Source organism: Fibrobacter sp. UWT2 (genome assembly GCF_900142545.1).
Lineage (GTDB): Bacteria > Fibrobacterota > Fibrobacteria > Fibrobacterales > Fibrobacteraceae > Fibrobacter.
Genome location: NZ_FRBF01000011.1, coordinates 36479 through 57736, shown reverse-complemented (window position 1 = coordinate 57736; position 21258 = coordinate 36479). Strand labels below are relative to the sequence as shown.

Below are 21258 nucleotides of genomic sequence, written 5' to 3'. Positions count from 1 at the left end.
GCTATCTCTTGCCTTCTTTTTTATAGCGGTCAATACATTCCTGGTAGAAGTCGTATGTCTGCTTAGCAATAGACTTCCAGCTGAACACGTCAATCGCGCGCTTGCGGCTGACTTCGCCCATCTTCTTTGCCAGTTCCGGGTTTTCAAGAATCTTGTTGAGCTTGTTCGCGAAATCGGTCTGGAATGCCTTCGGGTCAGCCGGTTCAAAATCCGTTTCGGATACATGTTTCAACGGAACCAGGAATCCGGTTTCGCCGTCCACGATGATTTCGGGAATGCCACCCACCGCAGAGCCCACCACCGGAGTACCGCAGCTCATAGCTTCAAGGTTGATGATACCGAACGGTTCATAGAGCGAGGGCGTTGCAAATACGGTCGCATGGCTGTAAAGCACGCGGAGTTCTTCGTGCGGAACCGCTTCCTGAATCCAGACCACACCGTCGCGCGTCTTCTGTACCTCTTCGATGAGAGCCTTGCATTCGTCGGCAAGTTCAATGGTATCGGGTGCGCCCGCGCAGAGCACCACCTGGGCACCCTTGTCGATTTGCGGAATCGCCTGGATCAGCTGGCTAATGCCCTTCTGGCGCGTAATGCGACCCACGAACAGCACAAACGGACGTTTCGGGTCGACGCCCCACTTAACGAGGATTTTTTCGTCGAAAGTCGGCGCATAAAAGTCCGGATCGATACCGTTGTAAATCACCTTCACGCGATCTTCGGGAACTCCGTAGAGTTTCATCACGTCGCGCTTCATGCCCTGGCTCACGGCAATCACGCCGTCGGCAGCTTCGTAAGCGGTACGTTCAATCCAGCAGCTCATGGCATAGCCACCATCACCCAACTGTTCGGCCTTCCACGGACGGTGCGGTTCGAGCGAATGCGTCGTAAGAATCAACGGGCACTGCAAAAGGCGGCTAGCGAGAACGCCGCCAAAGTGGCTGTACCACGTATGACAGTGAATGACATCGATATTGTCGAGCGCGGCCGCCCACTGGAGGTTAATGTCGAGCGGCTTGAAAATCTTTTGGAAACGATCATCGTGCGGGTTCAAACCTAACTTGCGAGAAAAACCCAAAGCACGGATATTATCCTTGTCTTCGTCTTGCACGCCAAAGCAACGTGCTTCCACATGGCAAAGCTTTGCAAGTTCCTGCGTAAGGAACTTTACGTGAATACCTGCACCGCCATAAATTTCCGGCGGGAACTCATTCGTCAAAATTGCTGCGTTCATAATCTAGTAGACGGTAGGAAGTTAGAAGTAGACAGTGGTTAGTAGTTCGTTTTCACCAATAATTATAAAAAAAGCCAAGGCAATAGCAAGGTGTTTCTATAAAAAACACCCCGCCCATTCGGACGGGATGTAAGGAGTGAGTGTGGAGTTTCTTAGAAGTTCTTGCACTGGCCTTTCCACTTGCCCGGCTGGCCAAGGATAGCGCCATTAATGTACTTGCCAGAAGAACCCACAAAATCATCTTTGCGGAATGTTTCGCCACCGAGGTGCCAACGCATCCAAGCAACGGTCGCTGCCATGCCGCCCCACGGACCGGAACCATGGCCCCAGCCGCATTCGCCGTTCTGGCATTCATTGCCCTGACCACCAGTCATCTTGAGGAGGCAAGCCGGAATCCTGACGTTATTGTTGTTGTAGTCACCTTCGGCGTTCGGGCGTTCCATACCGCCTTCACCGTAGACGATTGCAGCAGTCTTTCCGGCAGGGACATTCGCTAGTTCAGCATGGTTGAATGCACCGCTGTTGTTGAGGACAGCCGTAATCACGCGCTTGTCGTTGATAAGCATCTTTTCGGACTGGAGACCGCCCATGGAGTGGCCGCTTGCGCCCACCTTCGTCATATCGAGTTTGCCGTACAGCACATCGCCCTGGGTGGTATTCTTCTTGGCGAGCCAGTCGAGTGCGGGGATACCGCGGTTCGTACCATCCGGAGATTCGCTGGTAGCCACCACCACGAAACCGTGAGAGGCGAGACGGCGAATGATACCTTCGTAATCGTTGGGGCTAGAGCCGCCACCCGGGCCCCACAAGATAACACCATGCTTCTTGGTATTGGAAAGCTGCTTCGGGTAGCAAAGGACGCCACCGCCGTTGTCGGCCGTATTCTTGATATATTCGACTTCCAGGTAGTTCTTTTCTTCTTCCTTGCCATCAACGAGGAAGATGCCGTCATCGGCCTTCTCTTCGCTAGAAGAAGACACAACCTGTTCGCTAGAAGAACTGGCGGGCTTTACGGCTTCGCTGGAGCTGGACTTGGGGGAATCCACGGCAGAGCTAGAAGTCGGAACGGGATCGGAACCAGCGGCAGAGCTGCTAGAGATTGCAGGAGGATTCGTTGCCGTCGTATCGACAGGCTGCTGTTCACCGCCAGGTCCAACCACAGGTTCGGTAACCTGGGCAGTCGTGTCTGCGGGCTGAACAGTCTGCGAAGGATCTGCAGGCTGAGTGGGGTCAGTCACGCCCTGACTCGGATCTGTCGGAGTCGCATTCGGGTCTGCCGGATCCACAGGAGTAACGGTCCCCTGCTGTGCAGGGTCAGTCACCGTCTGTGAGGGATCGGTCGGAAAGGTAGGATCTGTGGGATTTGCCGGATTGTCCGGATTTGCAGGATTCTGCTGTTCCTGGTACTGTTGCTGGGCTTCAGCAACGGCGTTATTGACTTGATCCGCAGCATCGCCGCAGTTGACCAAAGCAAAGGCAGCGCCTGCAACCACCAGGCCCTTTGCCAAATTCTTGAAATATCTCGATTTCATTGTGACTCCTTTTATACCTTTCCCTTAACACCATTCTAAAGATACCTTGAAAAACAAGCGAAAAAAACAGTCCGAAACGAGTTTCCATGGACAATAAGTCCATAGTCAAAAGGAGCCAAAAATGGCGAAATTAGCTCAAAAAGCAAGATTTTTGCATTCTAATTTGTATGTAATTTATCCATAATGGATAAGGTTATTCTTACACATGCCGGGCTGCCCCATTTAGCTTATTTTGAAAAAAAATAAAAGCCCCCGACCGGAGCGGGGGACTAAAACCAGAAAAATATTAACACGTTTTTTTTAAAGAACGTTTACCTAGGAGCGTAAATCCTGGACATGAATTCGGCGCGGGTCTTTTCGTCCGTCTTGAATCGGCCCAAAAGCTGCGTGGTCACCATAGTGGCACCCGGTTTCTTGACGCCGCGCATCGTCATGCACATGTGAGACGCTTCCAAAACGACCGCGACTCCCTTCGGGTTCAGCTCATTCTGGATGAGTTCCGCAATCTGGCGCGTCATGCGTTCCTGAATCTGCGGGAAACGAGCGTAGAATTCCACCACGCGCGGAATCTTGGAGAGACCAACGACGCAATCGCCCGGAATGTAGGCCACGTGAGCCTTGCCCGTGAACGGCAGAAAATGGTGTTCGCACATACTGGCAAATTCGATATCCGGCACAATGATCATTTCATCGTACTTCTCGTGAAAGCGAGTCTTGAGGATATCTTCGGCGCGGGTTTCGCCCGAAAGGCCCGTCATGAGTTCAGCATACATCTTGGCGACACGCTTGGGCGTATCGATAAGACCTTCGCGGTTCGGGTTTTCGTCCATACCTTCCAGAATCATCCGGAAGCCGTCTTCCATTTTCTTAAAATCCATCATGGGGCCAAAGATAGCAAAATTAGCGAATCGTGACTGCGCGGGTTTCGTTTCCATAACGGATTAGGAAGCGTCCCGCATCCATAAAGTCCATCAACATCATGGATTCCGTTCTTTCGCGACGCAACAGGCGCCCCTGTAGGTCATACACGAAAAGCATCTTGCCCGGAGCGAGTCCAAACAGGCTAACGCTCTTTCCACCTACCACGGCGCGCCATTCACCCTTGACAGCACCAGGCTGAACAGGCATGGTATCGCCGGTAATGGCGAAGTTATCTATATAGCCGTATTCCTGCACATAAGACTTGTTGACCTTGACATTCACGATGTTCTTGTAGTTGCTTACATTGCAGAACATTCCTGCGAACATGTGTTCGTCGCCGCAGCTGCTATTCGCAAGAAGACCCGTAACGGAATGACCATTTCCCGAGAAATTGCCTTCGTAATCCCAGATGGCATCCCACACGAAATAAGTCGTCGAATCGTTTAGATTCAGCACGGAATCCGTCAGCACATTTTCATTGATAACGATGTCGGTATCAAGCGAGGCGCATGCCTTCGCATCGCGATCGACACTGTCCAACGTACCATTGACAAGGCCTGCGAACCAGTAGAGTTCTTCCTTATTTTTCAGGTGATAGCACCCTGCCGTATCCTGTTCGGGCTTTTGCGGAGCCGGAGTCCATTCCGCAAACAATTCGATGCTGTTCTTTTCAGTCAGCTGCAGCACCGAATAATAGCCTAGCCTACTCGATGTCCAGCGATTGAATTTTGCACCTTCGCGAACAGGTTCCTTAAATTCAAATCCCACTGCGGCAGCGTTGAAAGCAGTCATATTTTCCAGATTGTTTTCGCCACCATTCATATGGTAGGTAATCGTATATTCCGTCGTATTCCACTTGGCATACACCGTCAAGTCTTCGGTGTTGCCGGCAGGGATTTCCGTAATTTCTTCTTCCAAAAGGGAGTCCGCATACCAACCCGCAAATTCAAAGCCGGACCAGTAAGCTTTTCCTAACTCATACGCAGAAGAATCTGCAGACCACTTGACCACATGGGGCTTGTAGTAACTCACGCCGTTATAGAATTGGCCTCCGTTCATTTCGACATCGACAACAAAGTAGCTCTTCCATTTTGCGTAGAGAGTCCAGTCGCCATAATGTTCCGTCTTGATCGTGTCAATCTTTTGCGTAAAGTCTTCATCCAGGTACCAGCCCTCAAATTCGTCATTTTCTTTTTGAGGGTCTGCAAGCACAATAGCGGAATCTCCCTTGACGTATCCCGACGGGTTCAATTCGCTATTTTCGCCGCCGTTCAGCACATAATGAATTTCGAACTGAACGCTATCGGCAGCAGGAGCCGTATTTGCGACTGTAGAACGCAAACCTTGAACAGAGACATCGGCATAGACATTCGTCATCTGGACAAGGCCAACGACTTTGCCCACGATTCCGCCGGCATCACCGCCCGAAAAATAGGAATCCGTAACGCCCAAGTTTCTAACGACCGTGACGTTCTTTCCCCACACATCGTTTTCGTCACCAAGCGTTACAAACAAGCCGTCGTTGCCGCGCAAGCCAGAAATCTTGAAACCGTTACCTTCAAAAGTTCCCTTGAACTTCAAGGGAATCCACCACACATAATCTTCTCTAGACAAATTACCGGTAGAATCCAGAAGATTTTCGTTCACCACGATATCGTTCTGGAGCGAGATGCAGCCTTCGAATTTATAATCGTCTTTCTTGGAGAACGCCGTAGAATCCGCAACAGAAACGGTAGCGATACCGTAAAGTTCTTCGGCGGTATAAATCAGGTAGCAGCCGCGTTCATCTTGTTGCGGCGTCTGCGGCACAAGGCCCCAGCGTGCATACACGCTAAAACTGCCCAAGTAGTTTGCAAGCACGAACATGGAGTAATCTTGATACTCGCCATAATACATGTTGGGCGGAACGTCCACCCCTTCAGCAAATTCAATATACCAGCCTAAAAAGGAATACCCTTCGCGCGTCGGTTCTTTTAAATCGAAACGGCCCGCCGCCTCGTCGTAGCTTTCGGGATTTTCAGGATGGTTCACGCCGCCATTCAGATTATAATTAATCGTGTAGGCGTTAGCCGACACCGCGGCTAACAGCATTAAGTACCCTAACACTGCGTAAACTGAGCGAAACATTTTTTCTCTTCATCACTCAAAGTGACAAACTGAATATATATCAAAAAAATCCAGATTCTCACGGAACCTGGATTTTCCTTGGACATTAAACGTAATTTTACAAATTAGCGGACCGATATTGTTTTCATTTGTTTACCATAGCGAATCAAGTACCGCCCCGCCATAGGAATATCGATTTCCATCGAAGACTGCGTTGTCATACGGCAGATAACACGGCCCTGCACATCCATTACAAGAAGCGTACGCCCAGGCATGAGTCCAGACAAAGTAACGCTATTGCCGCGAACAGAGGCTTGCCAATCGCTTTTTGCCTCAACATTCGAAAGGACCATACGGTTTCCTGTAATGGAAAATGACTTTATAAAACCAACGTCACGAAGGTACGAATCCTTAATCAAAATATCAACAACCTGATTATAAGACCTTACGAAATAGAACATTCCGCCATACGTTTCAAAATCAGAATAACGATTGTGCATCAGCAATCCTGAAATAGAATGCCCGTTCCCGTTAAAACTGCCATCAAAATATTCAATGGGTTGCCACACAAAATAATCCTTTCCGGCAAGGTCCAGAACATCATCCTTCGCTATACTGTCATTGACGACAATGTCTGCTTCTAGTGATGCACACGCTTCTGCATTGCGTTCAGCACCTTCTAGCCGCCCATTGACCATTTCAGCAAACCAGTACAATTCTTCCCTTGTGCCAATGAGATAACAGCCTTTCGAATTCTGTTTGGGCTTCTGCGGCTTAGGGAACCATTCCGCATACAAATCAATATTTTGCATCCTGGAAATTTTTTCTGCTACACCGCCCAGTTCACCATAAGTCCAACGGTAAAAATCTGCACCCTCACGGGTCGGCGCCTTGAACTTAAAACCGTCATCTTCTCCTGTAAAAGTACTCGGATTGTCCGGATGATTTGTACCGCCATTCAAGTGATACGTTATCGTATATGTCTTCGGGCTCCATTTGGCGTACACCGTAACATCCTCGGTATTCCCGGCAGGAATTTCCGTAATCTTTTTCGTGAAAAGCGAATCCGCATACCAGCCGTCAAATTCAAATCCGGATTCCCGACTAGCCGTACCTAGCACAAATGCAGCAGAATCTGCCGACCACCTGAATTCCAAAGGTAAATAGAAGGAGCGCCCGTTGTAAGTTTGGCCTTTATTCATTTCGAAATGAATGACAAAGAAGCTTTTCCACTTTGCATAAAGTTTCCAATCGCCATAATATTGCGTCTTTATGGTATCGATTTTTTGGACAAAGTTGCTATCCAGGAACCAACCCTCGAACACATCGTTTTCTTTTTGCGGGGCACTCAACACAATGGCAGAATCGCCCTTGATATAACTAGCCGGATTTTGCTCACTGTTTACACCGCCATACAAGACATAATCAATCGAGAACGCGTTTTCTTTAAAGACAGGGTACGCCGCCGTGTCACCATTATCGATACACTTGGAGTTTTCCACCTCAAATATGATACTGCTTGTAGAGCAGGCATTGCCCTTTTTTGCCACAATGCAGTCTGTAGAAGTCCCTTTCACTTGGCCCGCGAAAGAGACATTCCTTAAAACGGCGACATCCATTTCGCCAACAATGCCGCCCGCATAAGCGCCTTCAACAAGCCCTAAACTGTAGGAATTTTCAATGAAAGCGGCACGCGAATAATCAGCGGCACTTTTACCGGCGTACTGTGGGGCATTCAAGGCCGGCCTCATAGCCGTCACACATTCATCTGGAGCCAAGAATACACTACCGATCAGGCCACCGGCATAATCTTCCGCATGGACCGACACGTCCGTATATACATTATTCATTTGAACCGGCCCGCCAATTGTCGCCGCGATACCGCCGACAACTTTACCAGAAAAGTAGGAATCCGTAACGCCCAAATTCTTGACCAAAGTAGGCGTTATGTATCCACCATAAACATTTCCGAGTTCCATAAAAAGGCCGTAGTTTCCGCGCAGGCCCGAAATTTTGAAACCGTTGCCTTCGAACGTCCCCTTGAAAAGAACCGGAATCCAGTACACAAATTCTTCCAAAGACAGATTCTTGTCTTTATCAAGCAAGTTCTTGTTAACGACAATATCATTCATGAGAGAAATACAACCTTCAAATCGATACTCGGGACTGTATTCATAATCCTGTTTAGAAACCGAAGCAATACCATACAATTCCCTGGCGGTTCGAATCAAGTAACAGCCACGTTCATCTTGCTGCGGAATTTCAGGAACAAGACCCCACCTTGCTTCTACCGTAAAATTTTCAATATCACTCGCGAGCCAGCTTCTTGAGAGATTCCTGAAGCGAGCAAAATTGTCCCCCTTATAATAGCTGGAGTCCCTGCCGCTTGCAGACACAAGATACCACCCTAAGAAGGCATAGCCTTCCTTTGAAGGTGCTTTCAGAATAAGCTTTGTCGTATCACGTTCGTAACTCGCCGGATTGTCCGGATGGTTAACGCCACCCATCAAGTTGTACGTGATTGTGTAGGCCTGTGCCGAAATTGCGGCGACAAGCACAAACGCCAAAAGGCTAAAACCCCTGAAAAATGAGTATAACATATCTCCTCCTTATATCTCATACAAAATATATATCCAAAAAAAGCCGGACGTTACAGGACATCCGGTTTTTCCGTTGACAAAATGTCACAATCTACGCAGAAAGCGCTATAAAAACTCCACCAGGTTCCCGGTGCGCGGAGATTCCTTGCGGTTCGGGAGGCCCGATTCGGTGTCGGCATAGCCGATGGCTACCGAGGCGTACACACGTTCGCTTTCTTTAAGGCCGAGCGAGCGCAGGTATTCGAGCAGGGTCGGGTCTTCGTTCAGCCACTTGAGCTGATTGATATAGCAACTGCCAAGATCGAGTTCATTTGCAGCAAGCATCATGTTTTCGACGGCACAAGCGACATCGGCCATGTTGTTGCCGTATTCCTTTTGGCTCGCCACCACAATCAACGCTGGCGCATTGTAGTTGAACACGTAATTGCCCTTCTGCGACAGGCGAATGGAATTCTGCAGGCTCTTGTACAGATCTTCGCGGAGTTCCATCGCAGCAAAAGCGGATTGCACCAATTCCACAAGTTTCTTGAGTACATCCGGATTGCTAATCACGAAGAAATGATTGCTCTGACAGTTACCACCCGTAGGGGCATAACGGCCCGCCTCGACGATTTTTTCAAGTTTTTCACGTTCCACGGATTTTGCCAGGAACTTGCGGGTACTGCGTCTAGTCAAAATAGCTTCGAGAGTATTCATCATCAAACCTCGTTTCAAAAATACAAATCATTCATCCATGACACACATCACCTGCGCCATCGGGTACAAATCCTTGGGGCATTCTACAATGCGACGGGACATTTCGTTCATCGTCACGGTCCTCATCGACGATTCGTAGCAGTATTGGGTGTCGGAATTTTTCTCGGTGCTGGTCCAGAACAAATCAGAGTGGATTATATTAGACGCACTGCAGCCAACCACCCTATCGGTCCTAAAATACCAGCTTAAGGGAGAGTCGTTACGGAAACTCGTCGAAGTCGTTGGGAATTTGAACTTCTGCATAAACTCCGTCGAATCGGGAATATGGAAACCTGTGGGGCAGAACGTCTTGGCCTTATCGTAATCCATGAAAGTATTTTCGTCGTAGAAAATCACGGAAAGGCTATCCTCATGGACTTTTAAGTTAATGTCGCCACATTTACAATCCTTGGTGATTCGCGTTTTCCAGTCAACATAAAAATCATCGAAGGAAGCACTCTTGTTTTCAATGGATTTCAACAACAGCGAATCCGTTCCACGTTCACTATGCAAATAGATTTTCCCATTGTACGAATAGGCGCCATACCCTTTACCATCAAATTCCATATGGCTCAGAATCAAGTTGTAGTAATTTGTCAAGTACGATTTCTTGACAATATTGAATCGGTATTCAACACCATCTGCCGTCACCGTATAAATAGAATCCGTTAGACTACTGCCCGCAAGCTTTTTCCTGTCCAAAGAAGGCGGCAAAGTGTACGGGCTCGTTCCCACATTAATGACATCCCATTCATAAATGCTGTCCCTAGTCGTGCAGCCCACAAAAGATCTTGAATACTCGTCCCAATGAAGAACCTTATTGGATATGGAATCGCAGCGGCCCAAACTATCGCGATACTGGAGAGGCAATTTTTCCTGAGGTTGCATCATGTGCCAGACGCGATTGGTATCGCATCTATAGTAATCATAGCCGTAATGCTTAATGACGCCGAACAACGAATCACCACAAAGCAAGCCGTCTTTTTCAGGGGGCGCAAGTGTATCCTTTTTGACCTCTCGCCATTTACCCCTGCTGCATTCATAATAAGCGCCATCGTAAATAACTTTCTTGTTCTTGATTGCACTCGTGCACCATTCCAAATCAGCTACCGGCGGAATAATTTCTTCTTCCTTCATCTTGCGCCAAGTACCGGTCAATCCGCATTCCTGCACTGCAAAACCATCCATACCCTTGCATTCTTTCGGCGCTTCACAAACAAAATAGTCTTCACCAAATTTCAGGACCTGATTGTCATTTTCGGAAACACAAGTGGAATCATAATAAACCGGCGCCAAAATTTCTACCCAATCATTGCCCCAGAAATCTCCATCCTTGCTACAGGCATAATAAACACCCAAATGCTCACCCTTTTCTTTGTTATGGCACTCACCCAAATAATAAACCAGGGAATCGACTTCAGTCCAATTATAGAGCCTACACTGGACATATACATCTCCCAATTTTTGCACACTGCCATCAGAGACATAATCGTCGCACTTGCCGAATTTAGACGTTGCCTTGGCATCAAGAACCTTTGCATACATCGTATCGTTTTTCAGGAACACCCTTTTTACATACTTGTCGCTCCAGGAGCAAACACCATCGCTTTCACATTCGCATACGAACAAGGAATCATTGACATAAAGAGGCTGCCCCACGTTTTTGTATCTAGAGCACTCGCCGTATTGATGGTTGAACAGGGAATCATGTTCAGTAATGACCTCCCATATGTGGGAATTGTTTCTACAAACATAAAGAGTGTCATTGCGCTGTATCATTCGATCTGCATAATGCCCGCACAGACCAAGGGCATCCTCCCGGTTCGACAGCAATCGCCACAAAAGCATACTGGAGCGGCCATCCCCAATCCATTCCCTATAAAGGGACCTTCCATAAAAGGAACTCGATTTCGTTTGAATCGTTACAGTAGAATCCTTTACCAATAAGTCGTACGCCTTCCCGATAAAGGCGCTATCTATAGACGCAAATCCAAGGGAAGAATCCCTCGACACTCCTTGAGCAAGATAATACGTCGAATCCACAAGAATTTCAAATGTCGAAAGCAGCGCATCGGCTGCCTTCACAATCATCGAAGAATCAACGCGACCCTTCTGGGCAAAGGTTTCGCGGAACTTTTTGAAATCACTGTAGAAAACGCTATCCGAAACTTCATGACGGCAATAGACGTAGGGAGTCACATCCCCAAAATAATTGGCGTATCCCCCCAACCGATTGTTGAATTCGCGCCAGTTAACATCGCTTAAATCCATACCAAAAACTTTCCCCAGCTCTTCCAACGCCGTTTTTTGCGCCTTGTCAAAATCGTAATCCTCTTCGTCCATCAGAGTCTTAATACGGTCTGCTGCCAATGCAAGATACAAGTTCTGTATAAAACCACTATTGGATTCGGCCAAGCGCCCATACTGTCCGAATTCCATTTTCTTGTCACCTTGGGCAGGAAACACCGTCACGATTTTCACATAAGGCGATTCATAGTCGGTGGAAGCGGCCGAGAATTCATAGCCGTACCAGGAAGAATTCACCGGAACCTCAAAGGAATCTATAGGAGACAAGTCGTATCTCAGCCTGACAATACGAACTTTCTCCGCCGTCATGGAAGGCAAGTATTGAATAGAGCCTTTTAACGCCGCAGGCGAATAGGTATAACCGGTTTCATCAATACGGCGAACCACTTCCTCACTGCTTACATCGTCAGAACAAGCCGCAAGCCACAGCAACACAAAAAACAACACTACTATTTTACGAAAAAGAAGCATAAGCTCTCCATTCCTAAGCAATGGCTAGAATTTACATAAATTAACGAAAAAAAGAACTATTTAGCAGCAAATCACTGACAAATCGCCAAATTCGCTAGACAACCGACAAAGCCCCGCAGGTTTTTGCCTGCGGTTACTTGTCAAGCGGAAGCATCAAGATACGGGAATGCCGTTTCTTGTTGTAATGATCACGCTTGGTAGGCGGCAATTCGTCCACCGTGCCATCGACAAATCCAAAATGGTAGAACCAGTCGAGAGCCTGCGTAGTCAACAAGAACAGAGTCTTGTAACCCTTCATGCGGCCCACCGAAATCAAGTGACGTACAATGGCATCGCCAATGCCCGACTTGCGGTAGTTCGCGGCCACCGCAATGCCTGCCACTTCGGCCATTCCGTTTTCGAATTCGTGCAAGGCGCCACAACCGTGAATGCTGTTATCGATGCTATAGACAACATAATCACGCAGTTTTTCGGAAATGCTTTCCTGCGTACGCGGGACCAGGTAACCCTTGTCGATGTAGTCCTGCATAATCCGCAGGATATCCGGGATGTCTTCCACGTTGGCGGGCCTGATACTGGAGTACTGGTTGGCGTACACCATGGTACCGTCACCGCGGGCGCTGAACACTTCTTGCAACACGCTACCCTGGAATTCACCGCTCAAGAGGTGAACACGGTTCGCGCCCGCCTCGCAAGCGTGAATGGCGTTCATCAGGTAATCCATCTGCGCAAAGTCGAGCTGGTCGGAATTGAGTTCCAACAGTTCCTTCGCCTGGTCCACGTCCATAGCCGAAATCACGCCCGATTCCGTAGGTTCCAGGTACTTGGTGTTCTTGCCTGTTACCAGGCCTTCGAGCTTGATACCGTTCTGGTTACCGATAAAGAACAGCTTGCCCACCTTCATGTACTTGCAAAGTTCGGTTGCCAATTCGGTAGAACTGATATTGTAGGCGTGCCCGAGCTTGTTCCAGCCAATCGGCGGAATAATCGGCACGAACTTTTCATCCAAAAGCTGTTCCAGAATGTCGCGCTGGATACGTTCGATACGGCCGGTGCGCATGTAGTCCACACCGTCGATCACACCCATGCTCCGGGCGAGCACCCAGTTGCCCTGAATACCCCTAAGACCGCTTGCCGTCAAATGGCTCATAATATGCTGGGCAACACCCAGAGAAGCCTGCTCAATGTGGGGCAGGGCTTCTTCGCTAGTCAAGCGCACGCCGGCATGGAACGTAGATTCCAGTTCCCACGCCTTGAGCTGAGCATCGATACTGTTGCGCGTACCCGGCACAATGATAATGCGGATACCCGACTTGTGCAAAATGGCGATATCGCGCATCAGCACCGGGAACAAGGGGTGACTCATCAGGTCATCCTCGATTTTCAGCACAAACAGCTGGCCCTTGAAGCGTTCCATATAGCCGAACACTTCGCGAATAAAACCGGCAACTTCAAAATGTTGCGAATTAAAGTCAGGCGTAGGGTTGTTCATATTCAATAAAGTAGAAAAATGTTTTGTTCCACAAAAACAAACGCGATCCCTAGGGACCGCGTTCGTTTAGTTGAGATAGAATATTCTTTTCCCGAATCCTAGTCTTGGATTCGAGTCCAGTTGAGGATTCCCTTCTTGACCAGGTAGATATAGCCTGCTTCAAGAATCACGAGGAATCCAAGCAACACGAACAGCAAGTCCCAGCCCCCCTTGAGGAACTGAACGGTCCAGGGGTAGAGGAACGCCACTTCCAGGTCAAAGACCAGGAACAACATGGCAACCATGTAATACTTTACAGGATATCGCTCGCCCGATGTACCGGAAACGTGTGCGACACCGCATTCATAAGACGTACCTTTGATAGACGTTCCCTTGATCTTACCCGGATGCAGGAACCAGTTCGCCACCAGAAGTGCGGTAGGAACAACGAGTGCAAGGACCACGAGAATGGTCATGGCAAAAGTGGTATCAAAGATTTCAACGTTCGTCATAGTGACACCAAACATAGTAAATTTCTTTTTTCTAGTTAAGTCGAAAAATGTAAACTATATTTAGAGGCATGAAAAAGATCACTACATTTTTGGGATGTGTGGGTGTGGTGTGCTTATTCTGGGGGTGTTCCTCTGACAGTGACTTGCTGTCTCCGGGGGCTACGCTTGCAGATGAACCCGCAATTACTCCGGCAAATGATACCCCGGCAACTCTTTCTTCTTCCTCTGTACAGACCCCAACTAGTTCTGATGCTGGAACTGTCGCTCCCGACGGAACCAATCCTAATCCGGGAAAGCCTGCCGAGGTCAAGCACGATACAGTGACCAAGACAGTCGTTATCCAGCAAGATCCTAATCTTGGAGATATCCCTACTCCGAACTATCGCCAAGATGAAGTGTTCTGCTGGACCGATGAATGCAGGGCCAAGTATGCAGGAATGACCTCTAACCCAGAAATCCAGTCCTCTTCGTCGATCAGCATTGATATTAGTATGTCGCAAGAAGCCCAGGTTCCGCCCACCAAGAGCGGCAACACCTTGACCGACAACCGCGACAACAACACCTATCCGCTAGAAACGATTGACGGCACCACGTGGATGTCTGAGAACCTCCGGTACAGGACCGAGGTCGGCAGCTACTGTCAAAACTCCGAAGGTGACGACGTATGCACCAAGAACAAAAGCGTGTATTACACCTACGCCGTTGCACAGAGAGTCTGCCCCATGGGCTGGCGTCTGCCGACCCAGGCTGAAGTTGAAGCGGCCGCCACAAGCAAGCCCGACAGCTGGTGGACCATCGGCGGTAGATTCAAGATCAGCGACGACGGCGGCGAAGTGACATTCGGCCTCGATGACGGACAGGGCTACATCTGGATTATCCAAAGCGGAAACTACACTTCTTGGAGAATCAAGTCCTATTCTGGCGACAGTGTCGAAAAGGATTTCCAGTCTAGTGAAGGTCCTCGCGCCTACAACGTACGCTGCGTCGAAGGCACACTCGAATAAAACGAAACCTTTAACAAACGAAAAACCCGGGCGAAAAGCTCGGGTTTTCTTTTGTTCGTAAACTTTGGATTTTTAAAGCTGACCGACACTGTCCATTCCTTCGTCTAGCAAGAGCGTAAGGTTCTGGACTTCCTTTTCCATCTGATCGTAATATATTTTCGCGCGCCCCAGCTGCTTGCGGAGTTCCATGATTTCGGAAGTAAGCTCCACGGCAAGCAAGGCCATGCGCTTACGGTTATCCATCTGGAACTTCGCCGAGCGTTCAAATCGCTGGTTAATGCTTTCCACGATTTCATTCAATTCCGCATCCGGCAAGTCGGTGCGAATCTGAATGGATTCCTGGGCAACGGAAATAGTTACCGATTTCAAAGGTTCGATACTAGCCATTATTTTATCCCTACGCCGAATGGATCATCGTCCATCAGCATCCTTATCCGAAAAAATTTGTCTGCGAGCCCTCCTGCTTGCTCGCGAACAGATCATTGTCGTTTTCGTCGGCCCCATGAACTTCAACCGTCGGAACATCGTCTTCGGACTCCTGTTCCTGAGAAACAGATTCGTCCATCTGAGGTTCAGCGGCTTCTGCATTTTCTGCAGTGACATCTTCAAATACGAGATCTTCGTCAGAACTAGCCGGTTCTGCAGCTTCTTCAGCCACTTCTTCCGTTTCAGCCGTTTCTGTTTCAGCGTCTTCGGAACCTTCTACAACCGGTTCGATGGAGGGAGAATCGTTCAGTTCAATGTCGGTTCCCAGTTCGTTTTCAATAGTTGCTACCAGCTGGTTGAACTTTTCCTGTGCTTCGGCGATTTCTTCGTTCTGAGCCTGCAACTGTTCGTTCAAGCTTTCGACCAAGGCGTTCTTTTCGGAAAGTTGATCCATAAGCTTTGCAATCGTCGCATCCTTTTCGGCCACCTGGGCATTGAGGGCGCTCACAGTTTCAGCTCTTTCGTTGATTTGGCCACTCAGCAATTCCTGATTGCTTGTAAGTTCGCGAACCTTGGATTCCAGGCTTTCGATGCAGCCATCTTTTTCGACCAGCTGCTGACCAAGAACCACCGTCTTTTCGTTCAGGGCCTCCATTTGAGTGGTCTGTCGGTTCAGCATATCCTGCTGAGCATCCGCCTGGTTGGCGCGGGCATCGAGGGCCGCCTTGCAGTCGGCAAGGTCATGCTTGGCAGATTCGAGCAACAGGGTCTTGTCCTGTACCATTGCCTGGGCCTGCGACAGTTCGCGCTTGATTTTAGCATTTTCTTCTTTGAGGGTACGGACCATTCCCAATACACCCTCAATTTTCTGAGATAAAACACTCATTTTTTCTAAATTCATTTTTGCTCCGTCTAATGAGTTTTAGAACTTTAACAATATTAAGATAACTAAATTTTTTCATAAAAGCCAAATGATTTCTGTAAATGAACATATACAGCGGCGACTGACGGAATTGCCGGACCGGCCGGGCGTTTACATCATGAAGAACGCCCAGGGGAAAATCATTTACATCGGAAAGGCTAAAGTCCTAAAGAACCGCGTGCGCAGCTACTTCGACGGCTCCGAGCACAACGGGCACCGCGCGGCAACGCTCATGCTCCCCTACATTCGCGACATCGAATGGATCATTACCGAGAGCGAGCAAGAGGCTCTCATCCTAGAGGCTAACCTGATTCGCAAGCACACGCCCAAGTACAACGTGCTCCTGAAAGACGACAAGCACTTTCCGTACCTGGCGTTCTCGGTCAAGGAACCTTTCCCGAGGCTTTCGCTTTCGCGTTCCGTCAAGAAGGACGGCCGCCAGTATTACGGCCCATACATGAGCTCGCGCTACATCGACAAGCTAATCGACATTTCGGCGAGGCTGTTCAAGATTCGCGAATGCTCCATGGAACTGCCCGCCAAGCACCCCGTGCGCCCCTGCCTCAACTACCACATCGGGCGCTGCAGTGCGCCGTGTGCGGGGCTCATTACGCAAGAGGAATACGCCAAGGATGTCGCTAATGCAAGACTTATGCTCGAAGGCAAGCGCGACGACCTGATTGACCTTTGGCAGCGCGAAATGGAAGAAGCGAGCGAGAGACTCGATTTTGAAACCGCCATGAAAAAGCGCGACGCCATTCAAGCGTTGCAAGCCTCCGGCACGCACCAGAAGACCGATACCAGCGACCCGAACTTGTCGCTGGACGTGGTGACGCTCCGTCGTAACGGCGACATGGCCGCGGCCGTGATTTTGGAATACCGCAAAGGCGTGCTCATGGGGCGCAGACATTACCGGCTCGAATGCAAACTCGAAGACGACGAGACGGAAATTTTCAGGCAGATGGTGCTCCCGTGGTACATGGAGGCACCCCTGATCCCTGCCGAAATCGCAACCGACATTGTGCTCCCGGAAGACCGCAAGGAACTCGAAGCAGCGCTCAGCAAACAGGCAGGGAGAAAGGTCACTTTCAGCACGCCCCAGCGCGGCGAAAAACTCGGATTCTTGAAACTTGCAGGCGCCAACGCCGACATGATACTTGTGGAAATGCGCGCCGAAGTGCAGAAGTACAGCGAAATCGACCAGAGCGTATTCGAACTGCAGAAAGTCCTCGGGCTTAAAAAGACGCCGTTCCGCATCGAATGCGTGGATATATCCCACCTTTCGGGCACAAACACGGTGGCAAGCCTTGTGGCCTTCAAGAACGGGCGCCCCGATAAAGCCAACTACCGCAAGTTTATCATCAAGACGGTCGAAGGCGTCGATGACTTCGCCAGTATGCGCGAAGTGATGACTCGCCGCATTCGCAGGCTTGAAAACGAAGGCGTTCCCATGCCCGACTTGTGGGTATGCGACGGCGGTAAAGGCCAAGTAGACGCCACGATGCAGATTCTGAAAGAGCTCGGCCACGACCAGGATTTACCACTCATCGGCCTCGCCAAGCGCCTCGAAGAAATCGTGTTCCCCGACGACCGCAAGAGCATCGTGCTGCACCGTACCAGCCCCGCGCTAAAGCTTTTGCAGAACGCCCGCGACGAGGCGCACCGATTCGCCATCACCTACCAGCGCAGCAAGCGTAAAAAGGACTTGGAAGTCGAATGGCTCAAGATGCCAGGTGTCGGCCACGAAACCCGCGTCAAGATTTTGAGCAAGTACAGGAGCGCCGAAGCATTCATGGCAGCCCCCATCGAAGACATCGAAATCCTGCTAGGCAAGGTCCGCGGCAACAACTTACGCGACCAAGTCGCTAAATACTGTGCAGAATTTATCACTCCCGATACTGAAGGCTGAATATTCCAAAATGGAGTAGGGCTCGTTTGTATAAAAACGACCTTTATGAACTAATTTCGCCAAGCAAGGATAAGAATTATTTACTTATCGTTTATTTTAAAAGGACAAAAAAATATTTTTCGTTTTTCCACTTGCTTTTGATGCTCAAGTTGGGTATATTATGGCTAAGGCATCCCACGGATTAACGCCCGATCTAACAGTATTTTTAAAGCTCGTCGCTCTTGGTGTTCAGTTTAGGCGCGCATCGACGCGAAAAACAAAGCCCCGAGGCACTGCTATCATTTTTAGATGAGTAGCTTCGAGTGTTCCACCGTGAGGAATGCCTTTTTTTATGCTTTCGGCTTGACGCAGGCGCGAATCAGCATGAGCTGTGCCGGCACATACAACCACCAAATGATATTGTTTGCAATTTCGGCAACCGACTGCAAAGCACTGTGGTCATCACCCGTGACCATCGAAAGTCCGACACACACATCGCCAAAGAAGAAGGCAATCATGCCCCAACGGATCAGTTTTGCATTCATAGTCGGGAAATAACCTTTGCGTGGCGCCAGAATACCGACGACCACCGAGGTAATGACAAACACGCCATAAACCACGACAACGGCCACGGTGAGGCTCAAGGTGCCCGTAGCAATCAGGGCGATGCCTGCGATAACAGCCACGGCCAACAACCAGTAAATCTTGGGGAGGCTCTTGTCTGCTTCGGACTTGCGGGAATGTCTGTAAATCAAGATGGTCTGGAACACCATGAAGAAGGTGATACCGAGAACGGTGCTGAGGGTTCCCGCATCGGCAACGGTTGCCTTGAGCAGACTGAAGCTGTAGTCAGCCAATAGCGAGAGCACGAACGCCGCACGCAGCAGCTTGCCATCTCGGCTAGAGAAGGCGCTCGGTGCCGCCACAAAGGCAAGCACCGTGAGCATGGTCGTCATGACCGACTTGGTGTAGAGCTGCAGGGTGCCCGCATCAGAGAGGCACTGGCTTACGGCGCCGCAGGAATAAAAGTCAAACCAATCCTTGCCTGTGGTAATGAGGAGGAACAGGGCGAGGACAGAAAAAGCGATTTTTTGAGCTGTTGTTTGTAAAAGCATAAATAAAGGATAGCAAAATTTACGCTTTTTATAAGAAAGCTCTTCGTTTTTTGCAAAATAATGACGTAATACCACTTGATAATGGCGTAATACTATTTGATTCGGACCTGCTGCAAGCGAAATCCCTGACGGACAAGGTACATTCCCGGAGCAAGTTTGAGCGATTTGCCCAAGAATCGTCCCTGCATGTCAAAGACCTGAATCGGTTCGTTCGGCCCAATTTCGAAGCTGGCAAGATTGCGGTTCCTGATTGCCGTCGTCGAATCTTCCTGAGTCGTATCCGGTTCTACGAACGGATTTTCCGGGTCATCGACCACCACCTTGATGGTTACGGAGGCTTCGCAGCCCGAAGCATTCGTGTGGACCGCCTTGTAGTAGCCGCTCGATTTTCCGTCAAGATTCTTGAAGCGGATTTCGCGATCAGTCGAAGCGAATCCGTTCGGGCCACTCCAAACCCAGCGGCCACCTTCCCACGGATGCGGGCCAATCACCAGCGAGTCGCCCTTATTCACTTGAACATCGGTCGTCTCGTTCCAGCCGCCGTCATGCACCTTCACGTACGGGATAATTGTATCCGGCTTACAGACGCCACCTTCGGCGCCGTCAATGACCATCGTCGTAATCGTCTGAGCAGGCGCCGTCATCGAAAGCGTCTTACCCGACACCGCGATATCGGACTGCGCCTTCAAACTGCCCGGCAATTCAAACCGCACCACCTTCGCACTTGCGCCGATTTTATCAAACCCGCGCAAGTCGAATTCATACTTCACGTCGCTCGTGCCGCTGTTGCGAACCACGAGCACCAAGGCGCCATCTTCGCGCAGCGCCGCGAGCGTGTTGCCGTTATCGCTGTCGATAATACGCGAACCCGGGCGGATGTAGCGGCTGAAAGCCGCATGCATATAGTAGCGCGCGTTCGGGCTGAAAGTCTGCTTGCTGTGGTTCAGCGCGAGACTACGCCAGTTTTCCGCCGGATCGCCAATCTGCCAATCCACCCAGGCGCTTGCCTTCATGTCGCGCAGGTCCGCAAGAATCACGCCCGCCATCCAGAGCGCAATATTCTCGTCGCCGCTCTTGTGAAGCGGGCCCGTTTCGGATTGCCACACGCGTTTGTTCTTGGCGAACGCCGCATTAAACAGCTTCGCGCGATTCTCGCCGCCAGAATAGCTGTGCGTATTCACCTGAAACATGTAAGAGAGCGCCTCGCTGCTGTAACCGTTGAACTGGTTCAGGGCATCACCGATGTTCGTCTCGTCGGCAGCACTCACCGAGGTTTCGGGGAACAGGCCCTTCGCAACGAGCGCCTTGCCGAGTTCCACAATCATCTTCGACTGATTACTCTTGAAGCCGCAACCTTCCTGGTCACCGTTCGCCTTCCACCAGCCGGCACTCGGCTCGTTAAATGGTTCCACCGTGCGGAACGTGATTCCCCATTCCTTTTTAAAGTGGAGCGCCACTTCGGAAAGGTAGTCGGCAAAATCGTCGAAGTAGTCTTCTTTCAAGTTGTCGGCGCCATTGTTGCCGCCCGAAACGCAGCCGCTCTTGGTCATCCACCACGGCGGCGAATTGCTGAACGCCTCGAAAATCGGGTCCTTCACGCGCTTCGCAAGTTCAAACGCAATGTTACGCTGGTACGGGTCCGCCGTCCAGTCAAAATCGCCACCTTCGGTAGTCTTGTAACCGGGCACCGCCGCGGCGCCATCACCCTTCGTGAGGTGATTATGCCCCGGCTGGTCGCCGCCGCCAATATTGTAACGGAAAATCGTGTAGCCAAGACCCGTATCAGGATCCGCGATCGCACCAATCAACTTGCTACGATTCGCCTCGCTCCAGGCGCCCGCCTTCACGGCCCACCAACAAAGACTGGAACCCCAACCTTCGAAAACCTGGTAGCGCTTGCCCGGGTCTACAACGACCTTAGTTTGTGCATGTGCAGGGACAAATAAACCTGCTAAACAGAACGCGGCAAGGGCCACGCACGAGACTTTAAAATCTTTACCAATACCCATCATACCCC

At 49.9% G+C, this 21258-nt stretch carries 15 protein-coding genes; 2 read left to right on the top strand and 13 right to left on the bottom strand.

The genetic code is table 11. The features are described 5' to 3' along the window. Window position 1: 1 nt before the first annotated feature. The 9 genes from glgA to BUA40_RS09045 form a co-directional block, all read right to left on the bottom strand. Complete coding sequence (glgA, locus tag BUA40_RS09085) at window positions 2–1231, bottom strand: glycogen synthase (protein ID WP_072800329.1); 1230 nt, start codon at window positions 1229–1231, stop codon at window positions 2–4. Window positions 1232–1383: 152 nt separating this feature from the next. Further along, window positions 1384–2763: a poly(ethylene terephthalate) hydrolase family protein gene (locus tag BUA40_RS09080; protein ID WP_072800328.1), complete on the bottom strand. Its 1380-nt coding sequence runs from the start codon at window positions 2761–2763 to the stop codon at window positions 1384–1386. A 311-nt stretch (window positions 2764–3074) separates the two neighbouring features. Continuing rightward, window positions 3075–3644: a GTP cyclohydrolase I FolE gene (folE, locus tag BUA40_RS09075; RefSeq protein ID WP_072800327.1), complete on the bottom strand. Its 570-nt coding sequence runs from the start codon at window positions 3642–3644 to the stop codon at window positions 3075–3077. A 19-nt stretch (window positions 3645–3663) separates the two neighbouring features. Then, complete coding sequence (locus BUA40_RS09070) at window positions 3664–5775, bottom strand: InlB B-repeat-containing protein (protein WP_255369265.1); 2112 nt, start codon at window positions 5773–5775, stop codon at window positions 3664–3666. A gap of 140 nt (window positions 5776–5915) precedes the next feature. Continuing rightward, window positions 5916–8390 (bottom strand): InlB B-repeat-containing protein, encoded by a 2475-nt coding sequence (locus tag BUA40_RS09065; RefSeq protein ID WP_072800325.1) that lies wholly within the window; start codon window positions 8388–8390, stop codon window positions 5916–5918. 105 nt (window positions 8391–8495) lie between these two features. After that, the gene (locus BUA40_RS09060; protein WP_072800368.1) at window positions 8496–9086 is read right to left on the bottom strand and encodes a nitroreductase family protein; all 591 of its coding nucleotides are present in this window, start codon (window positions 9084–9086) and stop codon (window positions 8496–8498) included. A 27-nt stretch (window positions 9087–9113) separates the two neighbouring features. After that, window positions 9114–11903, bottom strand: a complete 2790-nt coding sequence (locus tag BUA40_RS09055) for a hypothetical protein (RefSeq protein WP_072800324.1) — start codon at window positions 11901–11903, stop codon at window positions 9114–9116. A 133-nt stretch (window positions 11904–12036) separates the two neighbouring features. Then, on the bottom strand, window positions 12037–13395 hold the full coding sequence (gene argA, locus BUA40_RS09050) for an amino-acid N-acetyltransferase (protein ID WP_072800323.1): 1359 nt from the start codon (window positions 13393–13395) through the stop codon (window positions 12037–12039). 98 nt (window positions 13396–13493) lie between these two features. Further along, complete coding sequence (locus BUA40_RS09045; protein ID WP_072800367.1) at window positions 13494–13886, bottom strand: NADH-quinone oxidoreductase subunit A; 393 nt, start codon at window positions 13884–13886, stop codon at window positions 13494–13496. Window positions 13887–13954: 68 nt separating this feature from the next. Between BUA40_RS09045 and BUA40_RS09040 the strand changes: the two genes are divergently transcribed. After that, the gene (locus BUA40_RS09040) at window positions 13955–14890 is read left to right on the top strand and encodes an FISUMP domain-containing protein (protein WP_083585348.1); all 936 of its coding nucleotides are present in this window, start codon (window positions 13955–13957) and stop codon (window positions 14888–14890) included. Window positions 14891–14962: 72 nt separating this feature from the next. On the opposite strand, the gene BUA40_RS09035 is transcribed toward BUA40_RS09040, so the two are convergent. Further along, window positions 14963–15277 (bottom strand): hypothetical protein, encoded by a 315-nt coding sequence (locus BUA40_RS09035; RefSeq protein ID WP_072800321.1) that lies wholly within the window; start codon window positions 15275–15277, stop codon window positions 14963–14965. Between the two features lie 43 nt (window positions 15278–15320). After that, a complete protein-coding gene (locus tag BUA40_RS09030) occupies window positions 15321–16217 on the bottom strand; it encodes a hypothetical protein (RefSeq protein ID WP_143149751.1) in 897 nt (298 codons plus the stop codon). A 70-nt stretch (window positions 16218–16287) separates the two neighbouring features. Here BUA40_RS09030 and uvrC point away from each other — a divergent pair, with 70 nt between their 5' ends. Beyond that, window positions 16288–18147, top strand: a complete 1860-nt coding sequence (gene uvrC, locus BUA40_RS09025) for an excinuclease ABC subunit UvrC (protein WP_072800319.1) — start codon at window positions 16288–16290, stop codon at window positions 18145–18147. A 329-nt stretch (window positions 18148–18476) separates the two neighbouring features. Here uvrC and BUA40_RS09020 read toward each other — a convergent pair whose 3' ends face one another. Together BUA40_RS09020 and BUA40_RS09015 are read right to left on the bottom strand one after the other, a co-directional pair. Next, window positions 18477–19241 (bottom strand): hypothetical protein, encoded by a 765-nt coding sequence (locus tag BUA40_RS09020; RefSeq protein WP_072800318.1) that lies wholly within the window; start codon window positions 19239–19241, stop codon window positions 18477–18479. Window positions 19242–19333: 92 nt separating this feature from the next. After that, on the bottom strand, window positions 19334–21253 hold the full coding sequence (locus BUA40_RS09015; protein ID WP_255369263.1) for a glycoside hydrolase family 30 protein: 1920 nt from the start codon (window positions 21251–21253) through the stop codon (window positions 19334–19336). Window positions 21254–21258: the final 5 nt, after the last annotated feature.

What these genes read in the sequence shown, in the direction of transcription:
- glgA (WP_072800329.1), bottom strand. Translation starts at nt 1,231, where the DNA reads ATGAACGCAGCAATTTTGACGAATGAGTTCCCGCCGGAAATTTATGGC.
- BUA40_RS09080 (WP_072800328.1), bottom strand. Translation starts at nt 2,763, where the DNA reads ATGAAATCGAGATATTTCAAGAATTTGGCAAAGGGCCTGGTGGTTGCA.
- folE (WP_072800327.1), bottom strand. Translation starts at nt 3,644, where the DNA reads ATGATGGATTTTAAGAAAATGGAAGACGGCTTCCGGATGATTCTGGAA.
- BUA40_RS09070 (WP_255369265.1), bottom strand. Translation starts at nt 5,775, where the DNA reads ATGCTGTTAGCCGCGGTGTCGGCTAACGCCTACACGATTAATTATAAT.
- BUA40_RS09065 (WP_072800325.1), bottom strand. Translation starts at nt 8,390, where the DNA reads ATGTTATACTCATTTTTCAGGGGTTTTAGCCTTTTGGCGTTTGTGCTT.
- BUA40_RS09060 (WP_072800368.1), bottom strand. Translation starts at nt 9,086, where the DNA reads ATGAATACTCTCGAAGCTATTTTGACTAGACGCAGTACCCGCAAGTTC.
- BUA40_RS09055 (WP_072800324.1), bottom strand. Translation starts at nt 11,903, where the DNA reads ATGCTTCTTTTTCGTAAAATAGTAGTGTTGTTTTTTGTGTTGCTGTGG.
- argA (WP_072800323.1), bottom strand. Translation starts at nt 13,395, where the DNA reads ATGAACAACCCTACGCCTGACTTTAATTCGCAACATTTTGAAGTTGCC.
- BUA40_RS09045 (WP_072800367.1), bottom strand. Translation starts at nt 13,886, where the DNA reads ATGACGAACGTTGAAATCTTTGATACCACTTTTGCCATGACCATTCTC.
- BUA40_RS09040 (WP_083585348.1), top strand. Translation starts at nt 13,955, where the DNA reads ATGAAAAAGATCACTACATTTTTGGGATGTGTGGGTGTGGTGTGCTTA.
- BUA40_RS09035 (WP_072800321.1), bottom strand. Translation starts at nt 15,277, where the DNA reads ATGGCTAGTATCGAACCTTTGAAATCGGTAACTATTTCCGTTGCCCAG.
- BUA40_RS09030 (WP_143149751.1), bottom strand. Translation starts at nt 16,217, where the DNA reads ATGAATTTAGAAAAAATGAGTGTTTTATCTCAGAAAATTGAGGGTGTA.
- uvrC (WP_072800319.1), top strand. Translation starts at nt 16,288, where the DNA reads ATGATTTCTGTAAATGAACATATACAGCGGCGACTGACGGAATTGCCG.
- BUA40_RS09020 (WP_072800318.1), bottom strand. Translation starts at nt 19,241, where the DNA reads ATGCTTTTACAAACAACAGCTCAAAAAATCGCTTTTTCTGTCCTCGCC.
- BUA40_RS09015 (WP_255369263.1), bottom strand. Translation starts at nt 21,253, where the DNA reads ATGATGGGTATTGGTAAAGATTTTAAAGTCTCGTGCGTGGCCCTTGCC.